Consider the following 20,925-nt stretch of genomic DNA (forward strand, 5'->3'; position numbering starts at 1 on the left):
AAACCCCCAGGTCTTCTTCTCGTTCCAAATACGGCCGCCGGAGACGGTTCCACGGCTTACACATGCGCCACCTCCATGCCATGAGCACCGCCCATCATCAGGCCGATCTCATCGACCGTCAGACCGGTGGTTTCTCGCGGCGCACTCAGGCGGCCTTCGTTCAGCGCCGCAAAGCTGTCGGAGATCTCCATCAACTCGTCCAGATCCTGCGAAATGCAGATCACCGCTGTCCCCTTTGCCGCCAAATCCAGAATGGCCTGCCGGATGGAGGCTGCGGCGGCGGCATCCACGCCCCATGTGGGCTGGTTCACCACCAGCACATCGGGGTTTTGCAACACCTCACGCCCAATTACGAATTTCTGCAGGTTCCCACCCGACAAAGACCGCGCCGCGTTCTCGGGGCCAGGCGTGCGGACGTCAAAGGCGCTGATGATTTTCTCGGCAAAGCTTTTGGTCTCGGCCCATTTCAGGAAGCCATTATTTTCCAACCCTTCGCGGACGGATCCTGTCAGCAAGGCGTTTTCCGTCAGGCTCATATCAGGCGCTGCGGCGTGGCCCAGCCGCTCCTCGGGCGCGGTCAGCACACCGAGCTTGCGCCGCGCGGTGGGGCCCAGCTTGCCAATCGGCTGGCCGTTGAACTTGATCGCATCGGCGGCAGTCGGGATTTCGCCCGACAGCACCCCCAGCAATTCATCCTGCCCGTTGCCTGCGACGCCGCCGATGCCCAGAACCTCGCCCTTGCGGACGGTCATGTGAACATTGCGCAGCGCGGTACCGAATTCCGACGGAGACGGTACCGACAGCCCGCTGACATCCAGAGCAACTTCGCCAAAATCCCGCCCTGACCGTTCCGGTGTTTGTAGGGTCGAACCCACCATCATCTCGGCCATGTCCCGCGCCGAGGTCTCAGAGGGAACACACTCGCCCACGTTCTTGCCCAGACGCAGGATTGTCGCGTGGTCGCACAGCGTGCGGATCTCTTCCAGCTTATGCGAGATATACAGGATCGAGGTACCTTCGGCGCGTAATTTGTTCAGTGTTTCAAACAAGATATCGACCTCTTGTGGGGTCAAAACCGATGTTGGCTCGTCCATGATCAGCAGTTTGGGGTCCTGCAGCAGGCAACGGATGATCTCGACCCGCTGGCGTTCGCCTGCGGACAGGTCGCCCACCGTGCGATACGGGTCCAGCGGCAGGCCATAGGTTTCGGACACTTCGCGGATACGTGCGGCCAGATCGCCCATGGGCGGCGGGTTCTCCATTCCCAATGCGATATTCTCGGCCACGTTCAACGCGTCAAACAACGAGAAATGCTGGAACACCATCGCGATCCCATCGGCGCGGGCCGCGCGCGGTTCGGGCGGGGCGAACGGCTGGCCGCGCAGCAGCATCGTGCCGCTATCGGGTTTCACCAGCCCATAGATCATTTTTACCAGTGTGGACTTGCCTGCGCCGTTTTCGCCCAGCAGGGCGTGTACTTCGCCTTCGCCGATGTCGAAGGACACCTGATCATTGGCCACGACGCCAGGATAAGCCTTGGTCAGCCCTTGCAGACTTAATAGTGGAGTGGTCACGCGCTCAGGTCCTTCTTCAACTCGGATTGTCGGGCAGGGCGCAGAAGCTGCGCGGCGACGCCGACGGCGATCATCTGCGGGTGTTTGCCCAAGGCGGGGTCGCCGATTGGGCAAGTGATCCGACTGATCCGTTCGGGGGAATGCCCTAGGGCCGCCAGCCGCGACCGGAATCGCGCCCATTTCGTAGCGGAGCCAATCAAGCCAGCAAACCCAAAACCACGCGTCAACAGTCGATTGCACAGCTCAAGGTCCAGATTGTGCGAATATGTCAGCACAAGATGTTCAGCGTCCTGCGGGGCGTGGCGGACAAGCTCGGCAGGTTTGGCTGCTGGAACTGGTGTGACGCTCGCAGGAATATTGTCGGGAAATCGCTCAGGCCCCGTATCGACCCAGGTGATCGCCAGATCGGGCAGGGGGGCCAAAACGTCGACCAGCGCCCGCCCGACATGACCCGCACCCCAAATCCAGAAGTTGCGGGTTGGTTGATGAACCGGCTCGACCATCCAGCCGTCCAGCAGTTGTGGCTCGGGCGCAATGCCCTGACCGCGCGCCTCGGCCAGCAGCCGTTTGACCGATAACGGCATGTCGCTGCCGGTCGGAGATCGCGCGATGACGGTATCGTCCAGCGCATTTACCGCTTTGTGATCATAGACTTCACTGAGCAGCGAAACCGCGCCGCCACAGCATTGACCCATGTCAGGACCCAGCGCGTGATGGGTCAGCCGCGCCGGCGCGGCCTGCGACCTTGCCGCCTGCGCAGCCTGATATTCCAACGTGCCGCCACCGATTGTGCCGCTTTGTCCGCCTTCCCAGACCAGCATGGCGGCACCGACCTCACGCGGGGACGAGCCCTTGATCACGGTGATGACCACGCGGACCACGCGTCCGTGGGTATTGACCGCCTCCCTCAAAGCCTCAAGATCAAATCCCATTAGATGCCCCCTTTCATCCGCTGGACGCCGTGCCAGACCTCTTCGGCAGTGGCGGGCGCATCCAAAGCGGGGTAAGCGTCACCGCAGGCTGCCACCGCATTCGACAGGGCCAGCCAAGCCGAGATACCCAGCATGAAGGGCGGCTCTCCCACCGCTTTCGAGCGATAGATCGTGTCCTCGCGGTTCTCGCCATCCCAGAGCGCGACATTGAAGATATCGGGCCGGTCTGAGCAGGCTGGGATTTTGTAGGTCGAGGGCGCATGCGTGCGCAGGTTACCATTTCCGTCCCAGACCAGTTCCTCGGTCGTAAGCCAGCCCGCGCCCTGGACATAGCCACCTTCTACCTGCCCGATATCCAGCGCCGGGTTCAGAGAGGCCCCCGCATCATGCAGTATATCGGTACGCAGAATACGGTTTTCGCCGGTCAGCGTGTCCACCGCGACTTCAGTGACGGACGCGCCATAGGCGAAGTAGAAGAACGGCCGCCCCCGGCCTGCGATCCGGTCCCACTCGATCTTGGGCGTTTTATAGAAGCCAGTCGCCGACAGGCTTATGCGGCCCTGATAGGCCAGAGCAGCGGCTTCGGCGAAGGTATAGCGTTCCTTGCTCACACTCACGTGGCCGTCCGCGAAGGATACGGTTGTGGGATCAGCCTGGTGCCGTTCGGCCAGATAATCGGCCATGCGGTCACGGATCGTGTCGCAGGCGGCCTTTACAGCCATCCCGTTTAGATCGCTGCCCGAGGACGCAGCTGTGGCTGACGTGTTCGGCACTTTGGCCGTGTCAGTGGCGGTGATCTTGACCGTCTCAAGGGGAATACCGAACCGCGACGCGGCCACCTGCGCGACTTTCTGGAACAGGCCCTGTCCCATCTCGGTGCCGCCATGGTTCAGGTGAACCGAGCCGTCCTGATACACATGCACCAGCGCTCCCGCCTGATTGAGGTGGGTCAGTGTGAAGGAAATCCCGAATTTGACCGGCGAGAAGGCGATACCCTTCTTTATCACGCCGTTCTTCGCGTTCCACTCGGCGATGGCGGCCTTACGGGCGGCATAGTCGCTGGATGTCAGAAGTGCTTCGGTCATGCCGTGCAGTTCGAAATCGCTGACTTCCATACCGTAAGGCGTGGTGTTGCCGTCGGCGGGTAGGGGGCGAACGGGGGCATTCCCGGTTTCCACAGCACCACGGCTGGTCAGGTCTTCGTGTGGGTCGGGGCGGTCCAGCGGTTTCGCGTGCAGCGGTTGATCGGCCACCTTATGCGCAGGCTCATAATAGTTACGGCGACGCAGTTCGACCGGGTCCAGCCCAAGCACGTGCGCGGCGTGATCCATCACGCGTTCGATCCCGACCATGCCCTGAGGGCCGCCGAACCCGCGATAGGCTGTGGCGGATTGGGTGTTGGTTTTCAGTCGATGGCTTTCAATCCGGGCATTCGGCAGCAGATAGGCATTGTCGGAATGCAGCATCGCGCGGTCAGCGACGGGCAGCGACAGGTCCTGCGCCCAGCCACAGATGACGTAGTGGTGGAAGGAGACACCCTGAATATGGCCGTTCTCATCAAACCCAGCCTTGTAGGCAATGCGGAAGGCGTGGCGCTTGCCGGTGATGATCATGTCATCATCGCGGTCATAACGCATCTTGCAGGCCTTGCCGGTGGCGCGGGCGGCGATGGCGCAGGCGACGGCCAGAGCGTTGCCCTGACTTTCCTTGCCGCCGAACCCTCCGCCCATGCGGCGAGTTTCAACCCGTACGGCGTGCATGGGCACACCCAAGGCATCGGCTACTTTATGCTGAATCTCGGTCGGGTGTTGGGTCGAGCTGTGGACCAGCATGTCCGCGCCTTCATTCGGCAAGGCCAGAGCGGCCTGGCCTTCCAAATAGAAATGTTCCTGCCCGCCGAGTTCAAAGGAACCTTCGATCACGTGGGGGGCCGACGCGATCGCCACGTCCGCATCGCCCTTGGCATAGATGCGGGGGCCGTCCTCGAACCGGCTGTCAGCGGCCAGAGCCTGTTCAATGGTCAGGATCGGGGTGTCTTCGGCATAGTCAATCTTGCCCAGCCGTGCAGCCTTGCGAGCGGCCAGATGGCTGGTCGCCACCACCAGAAACACGGGCTGGCCGATATAATGAACCGTGCCGTCCGACAGCAGCGGCTCATCATGGATCGAGGGCGAGACATCATTGGCAAAAGGCAGATCATCCGCCGTCATCACTTGCACCACACCCTTGGCGGCTTTTACTGCCGACAGGTCCATCGTGGTGATCGTGCCTTTGGCAATCGGGCTGAGGCCAAAGGCCAGATGCAGAGTGCCCTTGGGCGTTGGGATGTCATCCACATAGCGCGCGGCACCTGCGACATGCAGCGGGGCTGCGTCATGGGGGAGGGGTTTGGTCACGCTCATGCCGTCACCTTGAGTACGTCGGTCACTTCGCCCTGATCTTCAAGGAAATACCGCTCCAGCATCGCTTTGGCGGTTTCCAGACGATAGGTGGCCGAGGCGCGCATATCCGTGAGTGGTAGGTAATCGTCAGCAAAGGCGGGCAGCGCGGCCTGAATGGTCGCAGCGGTCCAGGGTTTGCCGATCAATGCGGCCTCGACATGGGTGGCCCGCTTCGGAGTGCCCGCCATGCCGCCAAACGCGATCCGCGCCCGGGTGACGGTGTCGTGCGTGACGGTGATGTTGAAACAGCCGCAGACGGCTGAAATGTCCTGATCGAACCGTTTGCTGAGTTTGTAGGTTTTCAGCCGGTCCGGTTGGCGGGGGAAGCTGACGGCTTCGACGAATTCTCCGGGCGAGCGGTCTTGTTTGCCGTAGTCGATGAAGAAATCTTCCAACGGGATCTGACGGCGAGTGTCGCCTTTGCGCAGATGCAGGGTTGCACCCAATGCGATCAGGGCGGGCGGGTTGTCTCCGATCGGTGAGCCATTGGCGATATTGCCGCCCACGGTTGCGGCGTGGCGGACCTGGACGCTGGCATAACGCCGGATCATCTCGGCGTAAGAGGGATGGAGGTCTGTCAACGTGTCGCACATGCGGTTCATGTCGACCATGGCGCCGATGTGGATTTCGTCATTGGTGATGGTGATGTTTTTCAGGTCGTCGCAGCGGCTCAGGAAGATGACCGGATCCAGGTCGCGCAGTTGTTTTGTGACCCAGAGGCCCACATCGGTTGCGCCCGCGATGAGCGTGGCGTTGGGATTTTGTGCATAGATCGCGGCCAGTTCGTCGGATGAGGTGGGGAGCAAAGGGGGCTCCGCCCCCCGGCCTGCGGCCTCCCCCCGAGGTATTTTTGAACAAGAGAAGGATTGGTCGTCTTTAACCCATGCTGGGACTGGCTGGGATTCGGCGGCTTGGGCCGCGCGGATGATGGGGGCGTAGCCAGTGCAACGGCAGAGATTACCCGCAAGCTGGGTGTCGTGGTCGGTGACGCCATTGGTGTGGCCCGCGACCATCGACATGACAAAGCCGGGGGTGCAAAAGCCACATTGTGAACCGTGTAGGTCGATCATGGCCTGTTGCACGGGGTGGGCCTGCTGGTCGGGGCCGTTTGCGCCCTCGATGGTGCGGATGGCTTTGCCGTGTAGTTGTGGCAGGAATAGGATGCAGGCATTCAGTGCTTTGCTGGAACCTTCATCCGTGACCATGACGGTGCAGGCCCCGCAGTCACCTTCGTTGCAGCCTTCCTTAGTGCCGGTCAGGCCGCGATCCTCGCGCAGCCAGTCCAGCAGAGTTGCCGTCGGATTGACGTCCGCCAGCTCCACTGTCTCTCCATTCAGAAGAAACGTGATGTTCATTCGAGAAACCCGTCGCCTTACCCGGTTGCGCCCTTCGGTGCCCTTCTTCGATGCGACGTAGAAAAAGGGGCGGGCAGAGTGCTTGCCGTCAGATGTTAGAAACAGCGCGCCTTATCTGGCAAGAAAAACTGATTATGTGATGCACCATTGGACCTGAACGATCTGCGATTTTCGCCGTTGTCTAGACATCAGTTGTCTGTAAATAAAGCGCTTTTTGCAGATCGGGTCCAATTGCGGCCGAAGCACCTTCTGAAAAATCCGAATAATAGGTGTTGATTTTTTAGGCATCTCAAAGCGGCGGTTCCTGCTTTTGCCGCGTCGCTGGCTGGGATAGCGTAGCGGGTATGAGCAGTATTCCTCGATTCATTCACCTACGTGTTCACACCGAATATTCTCTGCTGGAAGGCGCTGTGCGGCTGAAGAAGCTGCCCGCTTTGTGCGAGAATATGGAGATGCCCGCTGTTGCGGTGACGGACACCAATTCTATGTTCTCGGCTTTGGAGTTTTCCGTGACTGCCAGCGGCGCTGGGGTGCAGCCGATCATGGGGTGTCAGGTTGATCTGACCTATGTGCAGCCGCAGCCAGGCGAGAAGCCCAAAGCTCCTGCGCCGCTGGTGCTGCTGGCGCAGTCCGAGGCGGGGTATGAGAACCTGATGAAGCTGAGTTCCTGCCTCTATGTGGACAAGGGCGGACAGTTGCCGCAGGTCACGTTGGACGAATTGGCCGAGCGCTCGGACGGGTTGATCTGTCTGACCGGCGGGCCGGATGGGCCCGTGGGGATGCTGTTGCAGCAAGGCCAGCGTCCGTCGGCGGAGGCTCTGGTGGATCGCCTGGCTGGGATGTTCCCGGACCGCCTGTATATCGAATTGCAGCGCCATCCGGGCGAAGGGGGCCAGCCCGAGGCAGAGCGTCTAACCGAACGTGGGCATGTCGAGATGGCCTATGCCAAGAATCTGCCTCTGGTCGCCACCAATGATGTCTATTTCCCGACCACCGACATGTATGAGGCGCATGATGCGCTGATCTGTATCGCCGAGGGCGCGTATGTCGACCAACAGGACGGTCGCCGCCGCCTGACCGCGCAGCATTATTTCAAGTCGCAGCAGGAAATGGTGACGCTGTTTGCCGACTTGCCTGAAGCGATTGAGAATACCGTCGAGATCGCGCGCCGGTGCGCTTTCATGGCGTATCGCCGAGATCCGATCCTGCCGAAATTTGCCGATGATGAGGTCGCCGAGCTGCGGCGTATCGCCAATGAGGGCTTGCAGAAACGTCTGACGGTGATCCCGCATGCGGTGACGCCCGAGGAATACCAGGAACGGCTGGATTTCGAACTCGGCATCATCGAGGGCATGGGCTTTCCCGGCTATTTCCTGATCGTTGCCGACTTTATCCAATGGGCCAAGGATCACGACATTCCGGTGGGGCCGGGGCGGGGGTCTGGTGCGGGCTCGCTCGTGGCCTATGCGCTGACGATCACCGACCTAGACCCGCTGCGCTATTCGCTGCTGTTTGAGCGGTTCCTGAACCCCGAGCGGGTCTCGATGCCCGACTTTGATATCGACTTCTGCATGGATCGTCGGGAAGAGGTGATCCGTTACGTTCAGCAGAAATACGGGCGCGACAAGGTGGGGCAGATCATCACCTTTGGTGCTCTGTTGTCGAAGGCCGCCGTGCGCGATATTGGGCGGGTATTGCAGATGCCCTATGGGCAGGTGGACCGCCTGTCCAAGATGATCCCGGTGGAGGGGGTCAAGCCTGTCTCCATCGAAAAGGCCCTGAAAGACGAACCCCGCCTTCGCGAAGAGGCACGCAGCGAAGAGGTTGTGGACCGGCTTCTGACCTATGGCCAGCAGGTTGAGGGGCTGTTGCGGAATGCCTCGACCCACGCGGCGGGGGTGGTGATCGGTGATCGACCTCTGGATGCGCTGGTGCCGATCTATCAGGACCCTCGGTCCGATATGCCCGCGACCCAGTTCAACATGAAATGGGTGGAACAGGCCGGGCTGGTCAAGTTCGACTTTCTAGGTTTGAAGACTTTGACTGTGATCCAGAACGCGATGGATTTGATCTTCAAATCCGGGCGCGAACTTCATATCGCACCCGATGGCACCGAGTTGTATGAACCCGCCGAAGGCGCGGTGAATGAGATCAACGCCATCCCGCTGGATGATGAGGCGACGTACAAGCTTTATTCGGCGGCCAAAACGGTTGCGGTGTTTCAGGTGGAATCCTCGGGCATGATGGATGCGCTCAAGCGCATGAAGCCGGACTGTATCGAGGATATTATTGCCCTTGTGGCGCTATACCGTCCGGGTCCGATGGAGAACATTCCCAAGTTCTGCGAGGTTAAGAACGGGCTCAGTAAGCGGGACAAGCTGCATCCGTCCATCGACCACATCCTGGACGAGACGCAGGGCATCATCGTCTATCAGGAACAGGTGATGCAGATCGCGCAGGAAATGGCCGGTTACAGCCTTGGCGGCGCAGACCTGTTGCGCCGCGCGATGGGTAAGAAGATTCAGGAGGCGATGGATGCTGAGCGGCCCAAGTTCCTCAAAGGGGCTGCCGAAAATGATGTCGATGAGACCAAAGCGACCGAGGTCTGGAACCTGTTGGACAAGTTTGCCAACTACGGCTTCAACAAATCCCACGCTGCGGCTTATGCGGTGGTCAGCTACCAGACCGGCTGGCTGAAGGCGAACCACCCGGTAGAGTTCATGGCGGGTGTCATGAATTGCGATATCCACCTGACCGACAAATTAGCCGTTTACTTCGAAGAGGTCCGCAAAGGGCTTGAGTTGCCCTATGTGCCCCCTTGCGTGAACCGATCTCAAGCTACCTTCGATGTGGTGAACGGAGAGCTTGTCTATGCGCTGGGCGCCTTGAAAAACGTGGGCGTTGAGGCGATGAACCTGGTGGTCGATGGTCGCGCGGAAAAGCCCTTTGTGAACCTGTTCGATTTAGCCCGCCGGGTTGATCTGAAGAAGGTCGGTAAACGCCCGCTGGAGATGATGGCGCGGGCGGGTGCGTTTGATCAGTTGGATAAGAACCGCCGCCGCGTGTTCGAAAGCCTTGATCCGCTTGTGCAGTATTCGGCGGCTATCCACGAACAAAAGAACTCGAACCAGGTGTCGCTCTTTGGTGAGGCGGGTGACGACCTGCCGGAACCGCGCCTGTCGCCCACGCCCGATTGGCTGCCTGCCGAGCGGTTGAGCGAGGAATTCAAGGCCATCGGGTTTTACCTGTCAGGCCATCCGCTGGACGACTATATGCCCGCGCTGAAACGTAAACAGGTAATGACGCTGGATGAGGTGACGGAAAAGGCGCGCTCGGGGCCCTTCATCGCGAAGATGGCCGGTGTTGTTGCTGGTCGGCAGGAACGGAAATCGGCGCGCGGCAACCGGTTTGCCTTTGCGCAGCTTTCGGACCCCAGCGGCGCGTATGAGGTCACGCTGTTTTCGGAAACGCTGGAGAAATCGCGCGAATATCTTGAAACCGGTGCGCAAGTTGTACTAACCGCCGAGGCGACGATGGAAGCTGATCAGCTGAAGCTGCTTGGCCGGTCTGTCGGCCCGGTGGATACGGTCGTGGCCGAGGCGGGTGCAACCGGCCTGCGCATCTTTGTGGATGAGGAACAGGCGCTGCCTACTGTGGCTAAAGTGCTGGAGGATGCCGCCAGCGCAGCCAAGAACGCCGCGCGCGGGCCTATCCAATTGTTGCTGATGGCCCCCGGATTGCCGGGTGAGGTCGAGATGGACTTGGGTCAGAATTTCCCGATCAACCCCCAGATCAAGGGCGCGATCAAATCGCTGGAAGGCGTGATGTCGGTCGAGGAGTTTTGAGCCCAACCCGATGGTGCCACACAGCTGTGTTGAATGCGCTTAGCTTCATGCGGTTGGAAAGCCTTTTTGCGACCATATCCTCTCTTGGACACGGATGGGCCGCGATCTCGGGGGTGACAATGCTGGCACCAGTTGCTGCCTAGCCGCTGACAAAGTTACTACGCCGGCGTAGCAGGTTTTGCGGTGAAACGAGCGCTAAGGTTTCAGCCCTTAATAATGCGGTGGGCGTTCGTCGCCGAACACAACCCCGCCGGAACCTTCCTGCGCCCGTTCAGCCTCGCGCTGCAACAGCATCTCGACGCGCCGGGTCAGGCGGTCGATCTCGCTCTGTTGGGTTGTAACGACTGTGTTCAACTCTTCGACCGTGCGGGTCAGGTGGGCGATCTGCTCTTCCAGATGCTGCATGGGGCTCTCCTTTGGGCGTGGTCATAGCGGCGCTTTGACCACAACACCAGCGAAAGCGCGCCTTGCCCCGATGCGGGCCATGGGATAGACCGCGCGCGGAACATGAACCGCAAGGACGCCCCACATGGCCAAGCCCAAGAAACAGCCCCGCCCCAAGGCCGTCACGCCGAAAGGGTTCCGCGATTATTTCGGCCAGGAAGTCTCGCAGCGCACCGAGATGCTGCGGACGATTGCGGATGTCTATCATCGGTATGGGTTTGATGCGCTGGAAAGCAGCGCTGTGGAAACCGTCGAGGCGCTGGGCAAGTTTCTGCCCGACGTGGATCGCCCGAATGAGGGCGTATTTGCGTGGCAGGAGTTTGACGAAGGCGGCAACGGTGACTGGATGGCCCTGCGCTATGACCTGACCGCGCCGCTGGCCCGTGTTTATGCGCAGCACCGCAACGACCTGCCGACGCCCTATCGCCGCTATGCGATGGGTCCGGTCTGGCGCAATGAAAAGCCGGGGCCAGGGCGGTATCGCCAGTTTTATCAATGCGATGCGGATACGGTGGGCACGGCCTCGATGGCCGCCGACGCCGAGATTTGCGCGGTGCTGTCGGATACGCTGGAGACCGTGGGCATTCCGCGCGGCGACTATCTGGTGCGGGTGAATAACCGCAAGGTCCTGAACGGAGTGCTTGAGGCGATGGGGCTGGGCGAAGACGTAGCCGCCCGCGACAATGTTCTGCGCACCATCGACAAGTTCGACAAAGTAGGTGAAGCCGGTGTGCGCGAGCTGCTGACCAAGGGCCGACTGGATGCCTCGGGCGCGTTTATCGACGGTGTGGGGCTGAGCGACGATCAGGCCGAGCCGGTAATTGCCTTCCTGACCTCGAAGGCTGCGGATACCGCAGGAACACTGGCCAACCTGCGTGCTGCCGTGGGCGACAGCAAGATCGGCGCGGATGGGATTGCCGAATTGGAACAGATCGGCGCTCTGCTCGATGCGGGCGGCTATGGCTCGGACCGGATCGAGATTGACCCGTCGGTCGTACGGGGCCTCGGGTACTATACCGGACCGGTTTATGAGGCCGAGTTGACCTTTGAGATTTTCGACGAGAAAGGCCGTAAGCGGCAGTTCGGTTCGGTCTCGGGCGGTGGGCGTTATGACGACCTGGTCAAGCGGTTCACAGGGCAGGAAGTGCCTGCGACCGGCGTGTCTATCGGTGTCGACCGGCTGCTGGCCGCCCTGCGCGAAAAGGGCCGGATCGCGGCGCAAGCCACAGGCCCCGTGGTTGTGACCGTGATGGACCGCGACCGTATGGCCGACTATCAGGCGATGGTGGCCGAGCTGCGCAATGCAGGTATCCGGGCCGAGGTCTATCTGGGTAACCCCAAGAACTTTGGCAATCAGCTGAAATACGCAGACAAGCGGAACTCTCCCATCGCAGTGATCGAGGGGGGCGATGAAAAAGTAAATGGGATCGTGCAGATCAAAGACCTGATCCTTGGGGCCAAGATCGCCGAAAGCGCCACGCTTGAGGAATGGAAAGAACGCCCCAGCCAGTTCGAAGTGCCGCGTGGCGATCTGGTCGCCAAGGTGCGTGAAATTCTGGACAGTCAGGACTGACCCATGCCGAACCGTTCCCAGATACAAGCCCGCGCTGCCATGATGCGCGTGAGGTTCGAGGCCGCAGGCGCACAGGTCGTGGACCCTCCGCTGCTGCAACCGGCCGACACGCTGCTGGACCTTTATGGCGAGGATATTCGCGCGCGCGCCTACGTGACCTCGGACGCGCTGCGGGGCGAGCAGATGCTGCGCCCGGATTTCACCCTGCCCGTGGTGCAGATGCATATGTCCGACGGGGCCGAGCCCGCGCGCTATACCTATTCCGGCGAGGTCTTCCGTCGGCAAGAACATGACCCGGATCGCTCGAATGAATACATTCAGGTCGGATACGAAGTATTCGACCGCAATGATCCCGCAGGCGCGGATGCAGAAGTCTTCTCGCTGCTCGCGTTGCAATTGCGAGGGCTGCCTTTGCGCGCGGCGACCGGGGATATCGGCATCCTGACTGCCGCTGTCGAGGGCCTTAAGACCACAGACCGGCGCAAGGCGGCGCTGATGCGGCACTTGTGGCGGCCTCGTCGATTCCGGGTGCTGCTGGACCGCTTTGCCGGTCGCAAACCGGGACCTGAAGGGCGCGACAGCCTGTTGGATGCAGAAAATCCGCTGGATACGGACATCCCGATGATCGGCAAGCGCCGTGCCTCCGAGATCGAAGCGCGGATCGCTGCCTTGCGCGAAGATCGCGACACACCGCCTATCTCCGACAACGAACTGGTTGGGCTGGAAACCCTGCTGAACGTGCGTGAGACCATGCCCTTTGCGTTGGAACAGCTGCGCGACGTGGCGGTGGATCTGCCGCAGATCACTCCGGCGCTGGACCGGCTTGAGGCGCGGATTGCCTCGCTACAGGCGCGTGGCGTGGATGTGGAACGTCTGGACTTCGAGGCCGCCTATGGCCGCACCTCGATGGAATATTATGACGGGTTTGTCTTTGGCTTCTACGCTGAGGGTCGCCCCGATCTACCCCCCATCGCCACTGGCGGGCGCTATGACGCGCTGACGCGGCAGTTGGGGAACGGGGCCGAAATTCCGGCGGTGGGCGGTGTCATCCGCCCCGACCTGATGCTGGAGATCGAGGAGGACGCGCAATGAGCCTGAAACTGGGCGTGCCCTCGAAGGGCCGTTTGATGGACAAGACCTTTGGTTGGTTCGAAAAGCGCGGCATCACCCTGTCGCGTAGCGGATCGGATCGGGAATATGCTGGCAAGGTCGAGGGCATCGACGGGGTCTCTCTGATCCTGCTGTCTGCCGGGGAAATCCCGCGCGAACTGGCCGCCGGGCGCATTCATCTGGGCGTCACCGGCATTGATCTGGTGCATGAGAAACTGCCCCGCTGGGAACAACAGGTCGAGGAGATCTCGCAGCTTGGGTTCGGCAAGGCGGACCTGATCATCGCCACACCTGCCTGCTGGGTCGATGTGGATACGTTGGATGATCTGGATGCGGCTGCAGCAGCGTTTCGCAAGACCCACGGGCATCGGCTACGGATTGCCACCAAATACCACCGGTTGGTGCGCGAGTTCCTGACCGATGCGGGAGTTGCCGATTACACTCTGGTCGATAGTCAGGGCGCGACCGAGGGCACGGTGATGAATGAGACCGCCGAGACGATTGCCGATATCACATCTACTGGCGAGACGCTGCGGGCGAACCACCTGAAAATCCTGACCGACGGGATGATCCTGCAATCGCAGGCGACCCTGTGGCGCAGTCGGGTGGCGAAATGTGACCCCGAGACAAAGGCCACACTGAACGCATTGCTGGATCGCCTGCGTTAAAGCACCCCGATCTCGGCAAGCGCGCGATTCAGATCGTCGGGCAAGGCATCGTCCTGTTCTCGCCCTTCCGGCAGGTCGGCGGGGGTGTCCTCGGGTTTGAGATAGCGCCAGCCTTGGAATGGGCGTTTGAGCGCGGTCTGGGTGCGATGGACCCGCGGGTCCAGCACGATGGCGCAGCGGCGAATGCCGTCTTCGCCGCGCACCTCATCCAGACGCAGGATGCGCTGACGGCATTGGATTACGCCCTTGATCACCCAATAGATTGATCCGCCATTCAAAATCTCAGCCTCGCGCTTGGGCCACATGCGGGTGACATGGCGCGGGCAGCCGTCCGCGTAAAGCGGTCTGCGACTGTCCTGCCACGCCATCAGCGTATCAACGCTTTCCGATCCGACGGACAGTTTGATGAGGTTTACGTACTTATCCACAGCTTTCCCACAGAGTCGTCCCAAGGCCCACCTTTATATTGTAGCTCGCAATGCGAAGTCATCAAGGTGTTGTGGTTTGGATGTGAATTGCGGTAATCTGGATACCTCTTTCAAAACAGGGAATCACCAATGAGCCGCTTTGCCGCCCCCATCGCCGAGCAGATCTGGGACATGAAATACCGCTTTAAAGAAGCGGATGGCACGCCCATCGACCAGACGGTCGAGGACAGTTGGCGGCGCATCGCCCGTGATCTGGCGCGGGTCGAGGATGACGCGGCCCATTGGGAAGATAAGTTCTACGCAGCGCTGGAAGATTTCAAATATCTGCCCGCTGGTCGCATCACTGCGGGTGCAGGTACGGCGCGTCAGGTGACCCTGTTCAACTGTTTCGTGATGGGCACCGTGCCCGACAGCATGGGCGGTATCTTCGACATGCTGAAAGAAGCCGCGCTGACCATGCAGCAGGGTGGAGGGATCGGGTATGATTTCTCGACCATCCGTCCACGTGGGGCCGATGTGAAAGGCGTGGCTGCGGATGCTTCTGGCCCGCTTTCCTTCATGGATGTGTGGGACGCGATGTGCCGCACGATCATGTCTGCGGGCTCGCGCCGTGGGGCGATGATGGCGACCATGCGCTGCGATCACCCTGATATCGAACAGTTCATCACCGCGAAATCTGACCCGGCCCGCCTGCGCATGTTCAACATGTCGGTCCTGGTGACGGATCCGTTCATGGAGGCCGTCAAGGCCGATGGTCCGTGGGAGTTGCAGTTCGACGGCAAGGTCTATCATACCGTTCAGGCGCGTGATCTGTGGAACAAGATCATGCAGGCCACCTATGATTACGCCGAGCCTGGAGTAATCTTCATTGACCGCATCAATGAGGTCAACAACCTCAGCTATGTGGAAACCATCGCCGCGACCAACCCCTGCGGCGAGCAACCCTTGCCACCCTATGGTGCGTGCCTTTTGGGCTCGATCAACTTGGCGCGGTTGGTGACAGATCCGTTCGAGGACGCGGCGCGCCTGGATGAGGCCGCTTTGCAAGAATTGGTCGCGACCGCTGTGCGCATGATGGACAACGTAGTAGACGCGTCGAAATTCCCGCTGGCGGAGCAGGAAGCCGAAGCACAAGACAAGCGCCGGATTGGGCTGGGCGTGACCGGGTTGGCCGATGCGCTTTTGATGTTGGGTTTGCGCTATGGGTCCGACGAAGCGGCGCGTCAAACCGAACGCTGGTTGCACGCGATCGCCCGCGCCGCCTATCTGGCCTCGGTCGATTTGGCGAAGGAGAAGGGCGCTTTCCCATTGTTTGACGCCGAGAAATACTTGGCCAGCGGCAACATGCAGCAAATGGATGATGACGTGCGTGACGCGATCCGCGAACATGGTATCCGCAACGCCCTGCTGACCTCGATCGCGCCGACTGGGACGATTTCGCTCTATGCAGGGAACGTGTCGTCGGGGATCGAGCCGGTCTTTGCCTACGCCTACACGCGCAAAGTGCTGCAGAAGGATGGCTCGCGCACCGAGGAAGAAGTCGTGGACTATGCCGTGCAGATGTGGCGCGACAAGTTCGGCGATGTTGCCTTGCCAGACTATTTCGTGAACGCGCAGACGCTTTCCCCGTCTGATCACGTCAAGATGCAGGCCGCCGCGCAGAAATGGATCGACAGTTCGATTTCCAAGACGATCAACTGTCCCGAAGATATCAGCTTTGACGCCTTCAAGGACGTTTACATGCAGGCCTGGGATCAGGGCTGCAAAGGCTGCACGACCTATCGCCCGAATGACGTGACCGGCTCGGTCCTGACAGTGTCCGAAAGCGCCGACAAAGCCCCCGGCGAAAGCGCGGATGCCCCGCATCAGGTGGATGGCGGTGAGGTTGTCTATATGTCCGAACCGCTGGACCGTCCGCAATCGCTGGAGGGGTCGACCTACAAGTTGAAATGGCCCGACAGCGAACACGCGATTTATCTGACCATCAACGATATCGTCATTGGTGGCCGCCGTCGTCCGTTCGAGGTGTTCATCAATTCAAAGAACATGGAGCACTACGCCTGGACGCTGGCGCTGACCCGCATGATTTCTGCCGTATTTCGACGGGGCGGGGATGTGTCCTTTGTCGTTGAAGAACTAAAGGCCGTGTTCGATCCGCGTGGCGGGGCCTGGGTGCAAGGGAAATACATCCCATCGATCCTGGCCGCGATTGGCGGCGTGATCGAGCAGCATATGGTCAATATCGGCTTTCTTGAAGGCGAAGGAATGGGTCTGAAATCCGACCCGCAGGCGCAGGTGGTCAATATGGACGCACCCCGCGGCAAAGCCTGCCCATCCTGTGGTCAGTTCGATATGGCGATGATCGAGGGCTGCATGACCTGCCGAAGCTGCGGTCATTCTAAGTGTGGCTGACGCAGATCGCAGACAATTGCTGTGGCGCTGGCGGGATCGTTTCCCGCCAGAAGCCAGAAGCTGAATCTCTTTAGCAACATTTTTATGAACGTTATGTTAACGTCTCTTTTCTGCCAGAATTTGCCCTGATAAGAACGCCTGCGTAAGCAGTGATACGTTGAAAGGTGCGGGCGGGTATAATGAGAGCCGGGCAAAACGGTCGTATAGCCATTTTATGGAAACAGACGGAACTGGATGGGCTTGAGGCGGCGCCTCTGTCCTTTTTGAATGTTGGGGCTGCGTGGTCCTGGCGCGGGCATGCCGCCTTTGTGGACGGTTCTTTGCCGCACGGCCGAGAGGTGGCGCTGAATGTTCTGCATCATTTCATCTCGGAAGACGAATTGGGCAACGGTGCGCAGGGTGTTGTTATCCTGACCAACGGGGCACAGCAATTCTCGGCCCTGTTATATGTTTCGGCGACGCAGGCTGAACCTCTTTTGGTATTCGAAGAAGGATGTCCTGCACGCGAACAGGACTTTTGGGTCGATGAGTTTGTCGAAATCCGTCAGGCTGGCGGCGAATCGGCCAGCCACGCGAATACGGTGGTCTCGTTCCCGACTCGTCCACGCATGGATCCCAATCTTCACGCAGTGCCGCGCCTGCCTGCGGCGAATGCGGGACCGTTGGTGGATTGATCCGTTTCAACGGACCGGATTTTTTCAGGACCTGTTGACTCTGACGGAACTGCAGATATAAGCGCGGCTTCATTGGTGTTGGTGGCCCCCGCAAGGGGATGCCTGTCATGGGGGAAACCCCAAGAGGACAACGCCCTTCATAGTAGGCGCCTACTCTTGTAGCAGTGCAGCGCCTTCGAACATAAAGAAGGAGATCAGCCGTGACGAAACGCACGTCTGCCAAGTACAAAATCGACCGCCGGATGGGCGAAAACATCTGGGGTCGTCCGAAATCCCCGATCAACCGTCGTGAATACGGCCCAGGCCAGCACGGTCAACGCCGCAAGGGCAAACTGTCGGATTTCGGTCTGCAACTGCGCGCCAAGCAGAAGCTGAAAGGCTACTATGGCGACCTGACCGAGAAGCAGTTCCGCCGCATCTACGCCGAAGCCGAGCGTGTCAAAGGCGACACCGGTGAAAACCTGATCGGTCTGCTGGAGCGTCGTCTGGACGCTGTTGTTTACCGCGCCAAGTTCGTGCCAACCGTGTTTGCTGCACGTCAGTTCGTGAACCACGGCCACGTCAAAGTGAACGGAAAGCGAGTGAACATCCCCAGCTACCGCGTCAAAGAAGGCGACGTGATCGAAGTACGCGACAAGTCCAAGCAACTGGCCGTTGTTCTGGAAGCTGTTGCGCTGGCCGAGCGTGATGTGCCTGACTATATCGACGCCGACCACTCGAAAATGACCGCAACCTTCGTGCGCGCACCGGGCCTGAGCGATGTGCCTTACCCGGTCATGATGGAGCCGAACTTGGTCGTCGAATTCTACGCGAAGAACTAATCTTCGCCGATCTGGAAAGTTTCGAAAACCGCGCCATCCGGCGCGGTTTTTTCGTTTACACAGTTCTGTTGCCATCGCGCTGAAATTCCAACATTTTGGTCCGTGACCAAGCGCATATGAGACAACACAGTGAATTTGAGACCGCTATGACAGCACGTTTTCAGAAAATCCTGACCGCAGCAGGGCTGGCTGTTCTACTTGTCGGTTGCTCCGACGCCACCAGACCGCTGACATCAAGTGGGCTGCGGTCCGAGGACCCGCTTTTGACTGGCATCCTGCAAAGTTTTCAACATGGATGTATCGAGACCGCCCCGACATTCGAAGAATCGCGGGTTCGTGCCGGGTTCAATGCCAATGAGCCGAGACTTGAGCGGGGGATGGAATTCCTTGGGGGCAGTACCAGAGATCGGTCCTGTGAGGTTATCGTGCGTGGATATGGCACGACCCGGCCGGTGCCGACGGTTGGCGATATCAACCGGTTGGCGCGTGCCTTCGCGTCGAACACGCGGTTGGCCTATACCCCTGCGATCCCGGGTGAATCGACGCGGGCTTGGGTTTCGTCCGGAAATCGCAATTTCTTCGTGACCGGTTTTGTGACCGGAGACGGGGATTTGCAGCTGATTGTTGGTGAGTGATCCAGTCAGATCGGCAGCGGTCGCCCCTCGGCGATCGCTTCCATAGCGAAATAGGACGTGACGCTGTCCAGTTCGACCTTTTCGATCAGGCGTTGGTACACCTTGTCATAGGATGCCATGTCCTGCGTCACGACCTTGAGCTGATAGTCATAATCGCCGCCGATCCGGTGAAAATCCACAACCTCGGGGATGGTCAGTACATGGCGGCGAAACGCCTGCAGCCACTCGGCCGAGTGATGCCGGGTTCGTAGCATCACAAATACCACAAGGCTGAGGCCCAGTTTCTCGCGCGCGATCTTGGCGGTCGACCCGGTGACGACGCCGCTTTCGTTCAGCGCCTTCAGCCTACGCCAGCACGCGTTCTGAGACAGGCCGACCCGATCCGCCAGTTCTCGCTGTGACAGGGTCGCGTCTTTTTGCAGTTCGCGCAGTATGCCTTGATCAATTTGATCTATTCTTTCGGTCATATCAGATCATATGACACAAAAAATGGAAAAACTACCCAAAGAAATGTGAAGTTTATCCAAAAAATAACAATCATATTGTCAGGGTAATACGGAGCCTGAGCCATGACCCTGAACCAATTCCGCGCGTCCATCCAATCCGCCGATTGCATAACCCCCTTTCGTGATGGGCTGATCGGAGAAGGCGTCATGATTCCGGGTCTGCGCGGGGACGTGCCGCTTGTGTATGCGGATTACGTTGCCTCGGGCCGCGCGTTACGGCAGGTCGAGGATTTTGTGGCTGCGCATGTGTTGCCGTTTTATGCCAACAGCCACACCGAGGCTTCGTATTGCGGCGCGTATATGACGCGCCTGCGCGGAGAGGCCCGCGCAGAGATTGCCCGCATCGTTGGCGCCCAGGAAGAGGATTCGGTGATCTTCACCGGCTCTGGCGCCACTGCGGGTCTCAACCGGCTGGTCAGCCTGATGGGTGTTAACGAGGCGGACCGGCCGGTTGTTTTGTTGGGGCCGTATGAGCATCACTCGAACATTTTGCCGTGGCGCGAAAGCAAGGCGCGGGTGATCGAAATCCCCGAAGCATCGGACGGGGGTGTCGATCTGCAAGTGCTCGAACGTATATTGGTCGATCATTCTGCGTCCGATCTTATCATCGGGTCGTTTTCAGCGGCCTCGAACGTGACCGGCATCATCACCGACCCCGATCCGGTGACACGCTTGCTGAAAGCGCATGGTGCGCTGGCAGTTTGGGATTATGCCGGGGGTGGGCCTTACCTGCCGATGGATATAGGGGAAGGCGATACACGTAAGGACGCAATAGTTGTCTCTCCGCATAAATTTCCAGGCGGTCCGGGGGCTTCGGGCGTGTTGGTTGTCAACACGGAGGCCGTGCGTCGGACCTGTCCCAGTTGGCCCGGTGGCGGGACAGTCAGCTTTGTGTCGCCATGGCGGCATGACTACAGCGCTAACCTGTCCGCGCGCGAAGAAGCCGGAACACCCAACGTTATCGGCGATATCCGAGCGGCGCTGGCTTTTATCGTCAAGGATGTAGTTGGCGTAAAAGAGATCACCAAACGCGAGGTACAGTATAACCAAATGGCGTTGCAGGGATGGGGTGACAACCCGAACCTCACGTTGCTGGGCGTGGACAATCCACATCGCCTGCCGATCTTCTCTTTCCTCGTGCGCGACAATGCGGGGAACCTGGTGCATCAGCAACTGTTCACCCGTATGCTCAGCGATATCTACGGCATTCAGGCGCGGGGCGGCTGTGCCTGTGCTGGGCCCTATGCGCATCGCCTGTTGGGCATCGACAGGGACACGTCCGAGGCGTTGCACGCCGCGCTGTCTGCCGGAGAAGAGATGAAGAAGCCCGGTTGGGTGCGGTTGAACTTCTCATATTTGATGAGCGAACAGACGGTGCAGTTCGTGATCGACAGCGTCAATGACTTGTCGCGCCGCACCGCTGAATTCGCACCATTCTATACGGCCGACCCGGCGACCGCCCGCTTCAAAGCGGCGTGACGGAATTGCCGCTTTTCTCAACGCCTTG

General features: G+C 59.9%; 16 protein-coding genes. 9 read left to right on the forward strand and 7 right to left on the reverse strand.

The window, feature by feature from the left end; genetic code table 11:
* Positions 1-56 precede the first annotated feature (56 nt).
* Genes GOV79_RS00125 through xdhA form a run of 4 tightly spaced genes read right to left on the reverse strand, consistent with a single transcriptional unit; the run spans position 57 to position 6,302 of the window.
* Positions 57-1,574: an ABC transporter ATP-binding protein gene (locus GOV79_RS00125; RefSeq protein WP_170787403.1), complete on the reverse strand. Its 1,518-nt coding sequence runs from the start codon at positions 1,572-1,574 to the stop codon at positions 57-59.
* Positions 1,571-2,506 (reverse strand): xanthine dehydrogenase accessory protein XdhC, encoded by a 936-nt coding sequence (gene xdhC, locus GOV79_RS00130; protein WP_170788143.1) that lies wholly within the window; start codon positions 2,504-2,506, stop codon positions 1,571-1,573. The genes GOV79_RS00125 and xdhC overlap by 4 nt, the downstream gene beginning before the upstream one ends.
* The gene (gene xdhB, locus GOV79_RS00135; protein ID WP_170788144.1) at positions 2,506-4,908 is read right to left on the reverse strand and encodes a xanthine dehydrogenase molybdopterin binding subunit; all 2,403 of its coding nucleotides are present in this window, start codon (positions 4,906-4,908) and stop codon (positions 2,506-2,508) included. The genes xdhC and xdhB overlap by 1 nt, the downstream gene beginning before the upstream one ends.
* Entirely contained in the window at positions 4,905-6,302 is a 1,398-nt protein-coding gene (gene xdhA, locus GOV79_RS00140; RefSeq protein WP_170788145.1) for a xanthine dehydrogenase small subunit, read from the reverse strand. Before xdhA ends, xdhB begins: the two co-directional genes overlap by 4 nt.
* A 344-nt stretch (positions 6,303-6,646) precedes the next feature.
* Here xdhA and dnaE point away from each other — a divergent pair, with 344 nt between their 5' ends.
* Positions 6,647-10,147 (forward strand): DNA polymerase III subunit alpha, encoded by a 3,501-nt coding sequence (gene dnaE / locus GOV79_RS00145; protein ID WP_170788146.1) that lies wholly within the window; start codon positions 6,647-6,649, stop codon positions 10,145-10,147.
* 210 nt (positions 10,148-10,357) lie between these two features.
* Here the strand turns inward: dnaE and GOV79_RS00150 are convergent, their stop codons facing one another.
* Positions 10,358-10,552, reverse strand: a complete 195-nt coding sequence (locus GOV79_RS00150) for a SlyX family protein (RefSeq protein WP_170352274.1) — start codon at positions 10,550-10,552, stop codon at positions 10,358-10,360.
* Between the two features lie 124 nt (positions 10,553-10,676).
* On the opposite strand from GOV79_RS00150, the gene hisS reads away from it, so the two are divergent.
* The 3 genes from hisS to hisG are packed head-to-tail and all read left to right on the forward strand — an operon-like array spanning position 10,677 to position 13,942.
* Complete coding sequence (gene hisS / locus GOV79_RS00155; protein ID WP_170788147.1) at positions 10,677-12,164, forward strand: histidine--tRNA ligase; 1,488 nt, start codon at positions 10,677-10,679, stop codon at positions 12,162-12,164.
* Positions 12,165-12,167: 3 nt separating this feature from the next.
* Positions 12,168-13,256, forward strand: a complete 1,089-nt coding sequence (locus GOV79_RS00160; RefSeq protein WP_170788148.1) for an ATP phosphoribosyltransferase regulatory subunit — start codon at positions 12,168-12,170, stop codon at positions 13,254-13,256.
* Complete coding sequence (gene hisG, locus GOV79_RS00165) at positions 13,253-13,942, forward strand: ATP phosphoribosyltransferase (protein ID WP_170788149.1); 690 nt, start codon at positions 13,253-13,255, stop codon at positions 13,940-13,942. Before GOV79_RS00160 ends, hisG begins: the two co-directional genes overlap by 4 nt.
* Here the strand turns inward: hisG and GOV79_RS00170 are convergent.
* On the reverse strand, positions 13,939-14,370 hold the full coding sequence (locus GOV79_RS00170; protein ID WP_170788150.1) for a DUF1489 family protein: 432 nt from the start codon (positions 14,368-14,370) through the stop codon (positions 13,939-13,941). The genes hisG and GOV79_RS00170 overlap by 4 nt on opposite strands.
* 129 nt (positions 14,371-14,499) lie before the next feature.
* Here GOV79_RS00170 and GOV79_RS00175 point away from each other — a divergent pair, with 129 nt between their 5' ends.
* The 4 genes from GOV79_RS00175 (at position 14,500) to GOV79_RS00190 (ending at position 18,912) form a co-directional block, all read left to right on the forward strand.
* Complete coding sequence (locus tag GOV79_RS00175) at positions 14,500-16,782, forward strand: adenosylcobalamin-dependent ribonucleoside-diphosphate reductase (RefSeq protein ID WP_170788151.1); 2,283 nt, start codon at positions 14,500-14,502, stop codon at positions 16,780-16,782.
* Positions 16,783-16,961: 179 nt separating this feature from the next.
* Positions 16,962-17,456, forward strand: a complete 495-nt coding sequence (locus tag GOV79_RS00180; protein ID WP_170788152.1) for a hypothetical protein — start codon at positions 16,962-16,964, stop codon at positions 17,454-17,456.
* 200 nt (positions 17,457-17,656) lie between these two features.
* A complete protein-coding gene (rpsD, locus tag GOV79_RS00185; RefSeq protein ID WP_170325974.1) occupies positions 17,657-18,277 on the forward strand; it encodes a 30S ribosomal protein S4 in 621 nt (206 codons plus the stop codon).
* Positions 18,278-18,423: 146 nt separating this feature from the next.
* Positions 18,424-18,912, forward strand: a complete 489-nt coding sequence (locus GOV79_RS00190) for a hypothetical protein (protein WP_170768982.1) — start codon at positions 18,424-18,426, stop codon at positions 18,910-18,912.
* Positions 18,913-18,917: 5 nt separating this feature from the next.
* On the opposite strand, the gene GOV79_RS00195 is transcribed toward GOV79_RS00190, so the two are convergent.
* Complete coding sequence (locus GOV79_RS00195) at positions 18,918-19,379, reverse strand: Lrp/AsnC family transcriptional regulator (protein WP_170788153.1); 462 nt, start codon at positions 19,377-19,379, stop codon at positions 18,918-18,920.
* Between the two features lie 102 nt (positions 19,380-19,481).
* Between GOV79_RS00195 and GOV79_RS00200 the strand changes: the two genes are divergently transcribed.
* Positions 19,482-20,897 carry an aminotransferase class V-fold PLP-dependent enzyme gene (locus tag GOV79_RS00200; RefSeq protein ID WP_170788154.1) on the forward strand — a complete coding sequence of 472 codons (1,416 nt, stop codon included), beginning with the start codon at positions 19,482-19,484 and terminating at the stop codon, positions 20,895-20,897.
* Positions 20,898-20,925 lie beyond the last annotated feature (28 nt).

Source organism: Ruegeria lacuscaerulensis, assembly GCF_013034745.1.
In the GTDB taxonomy this organism is placed as follows: Bacteria; Pseudomonadota; Alphaproteobacteria; order Rhodobacterales; family Rhodobacteraceae; genus Ruegeria; species Ruegeria lacuscaerulensis_B.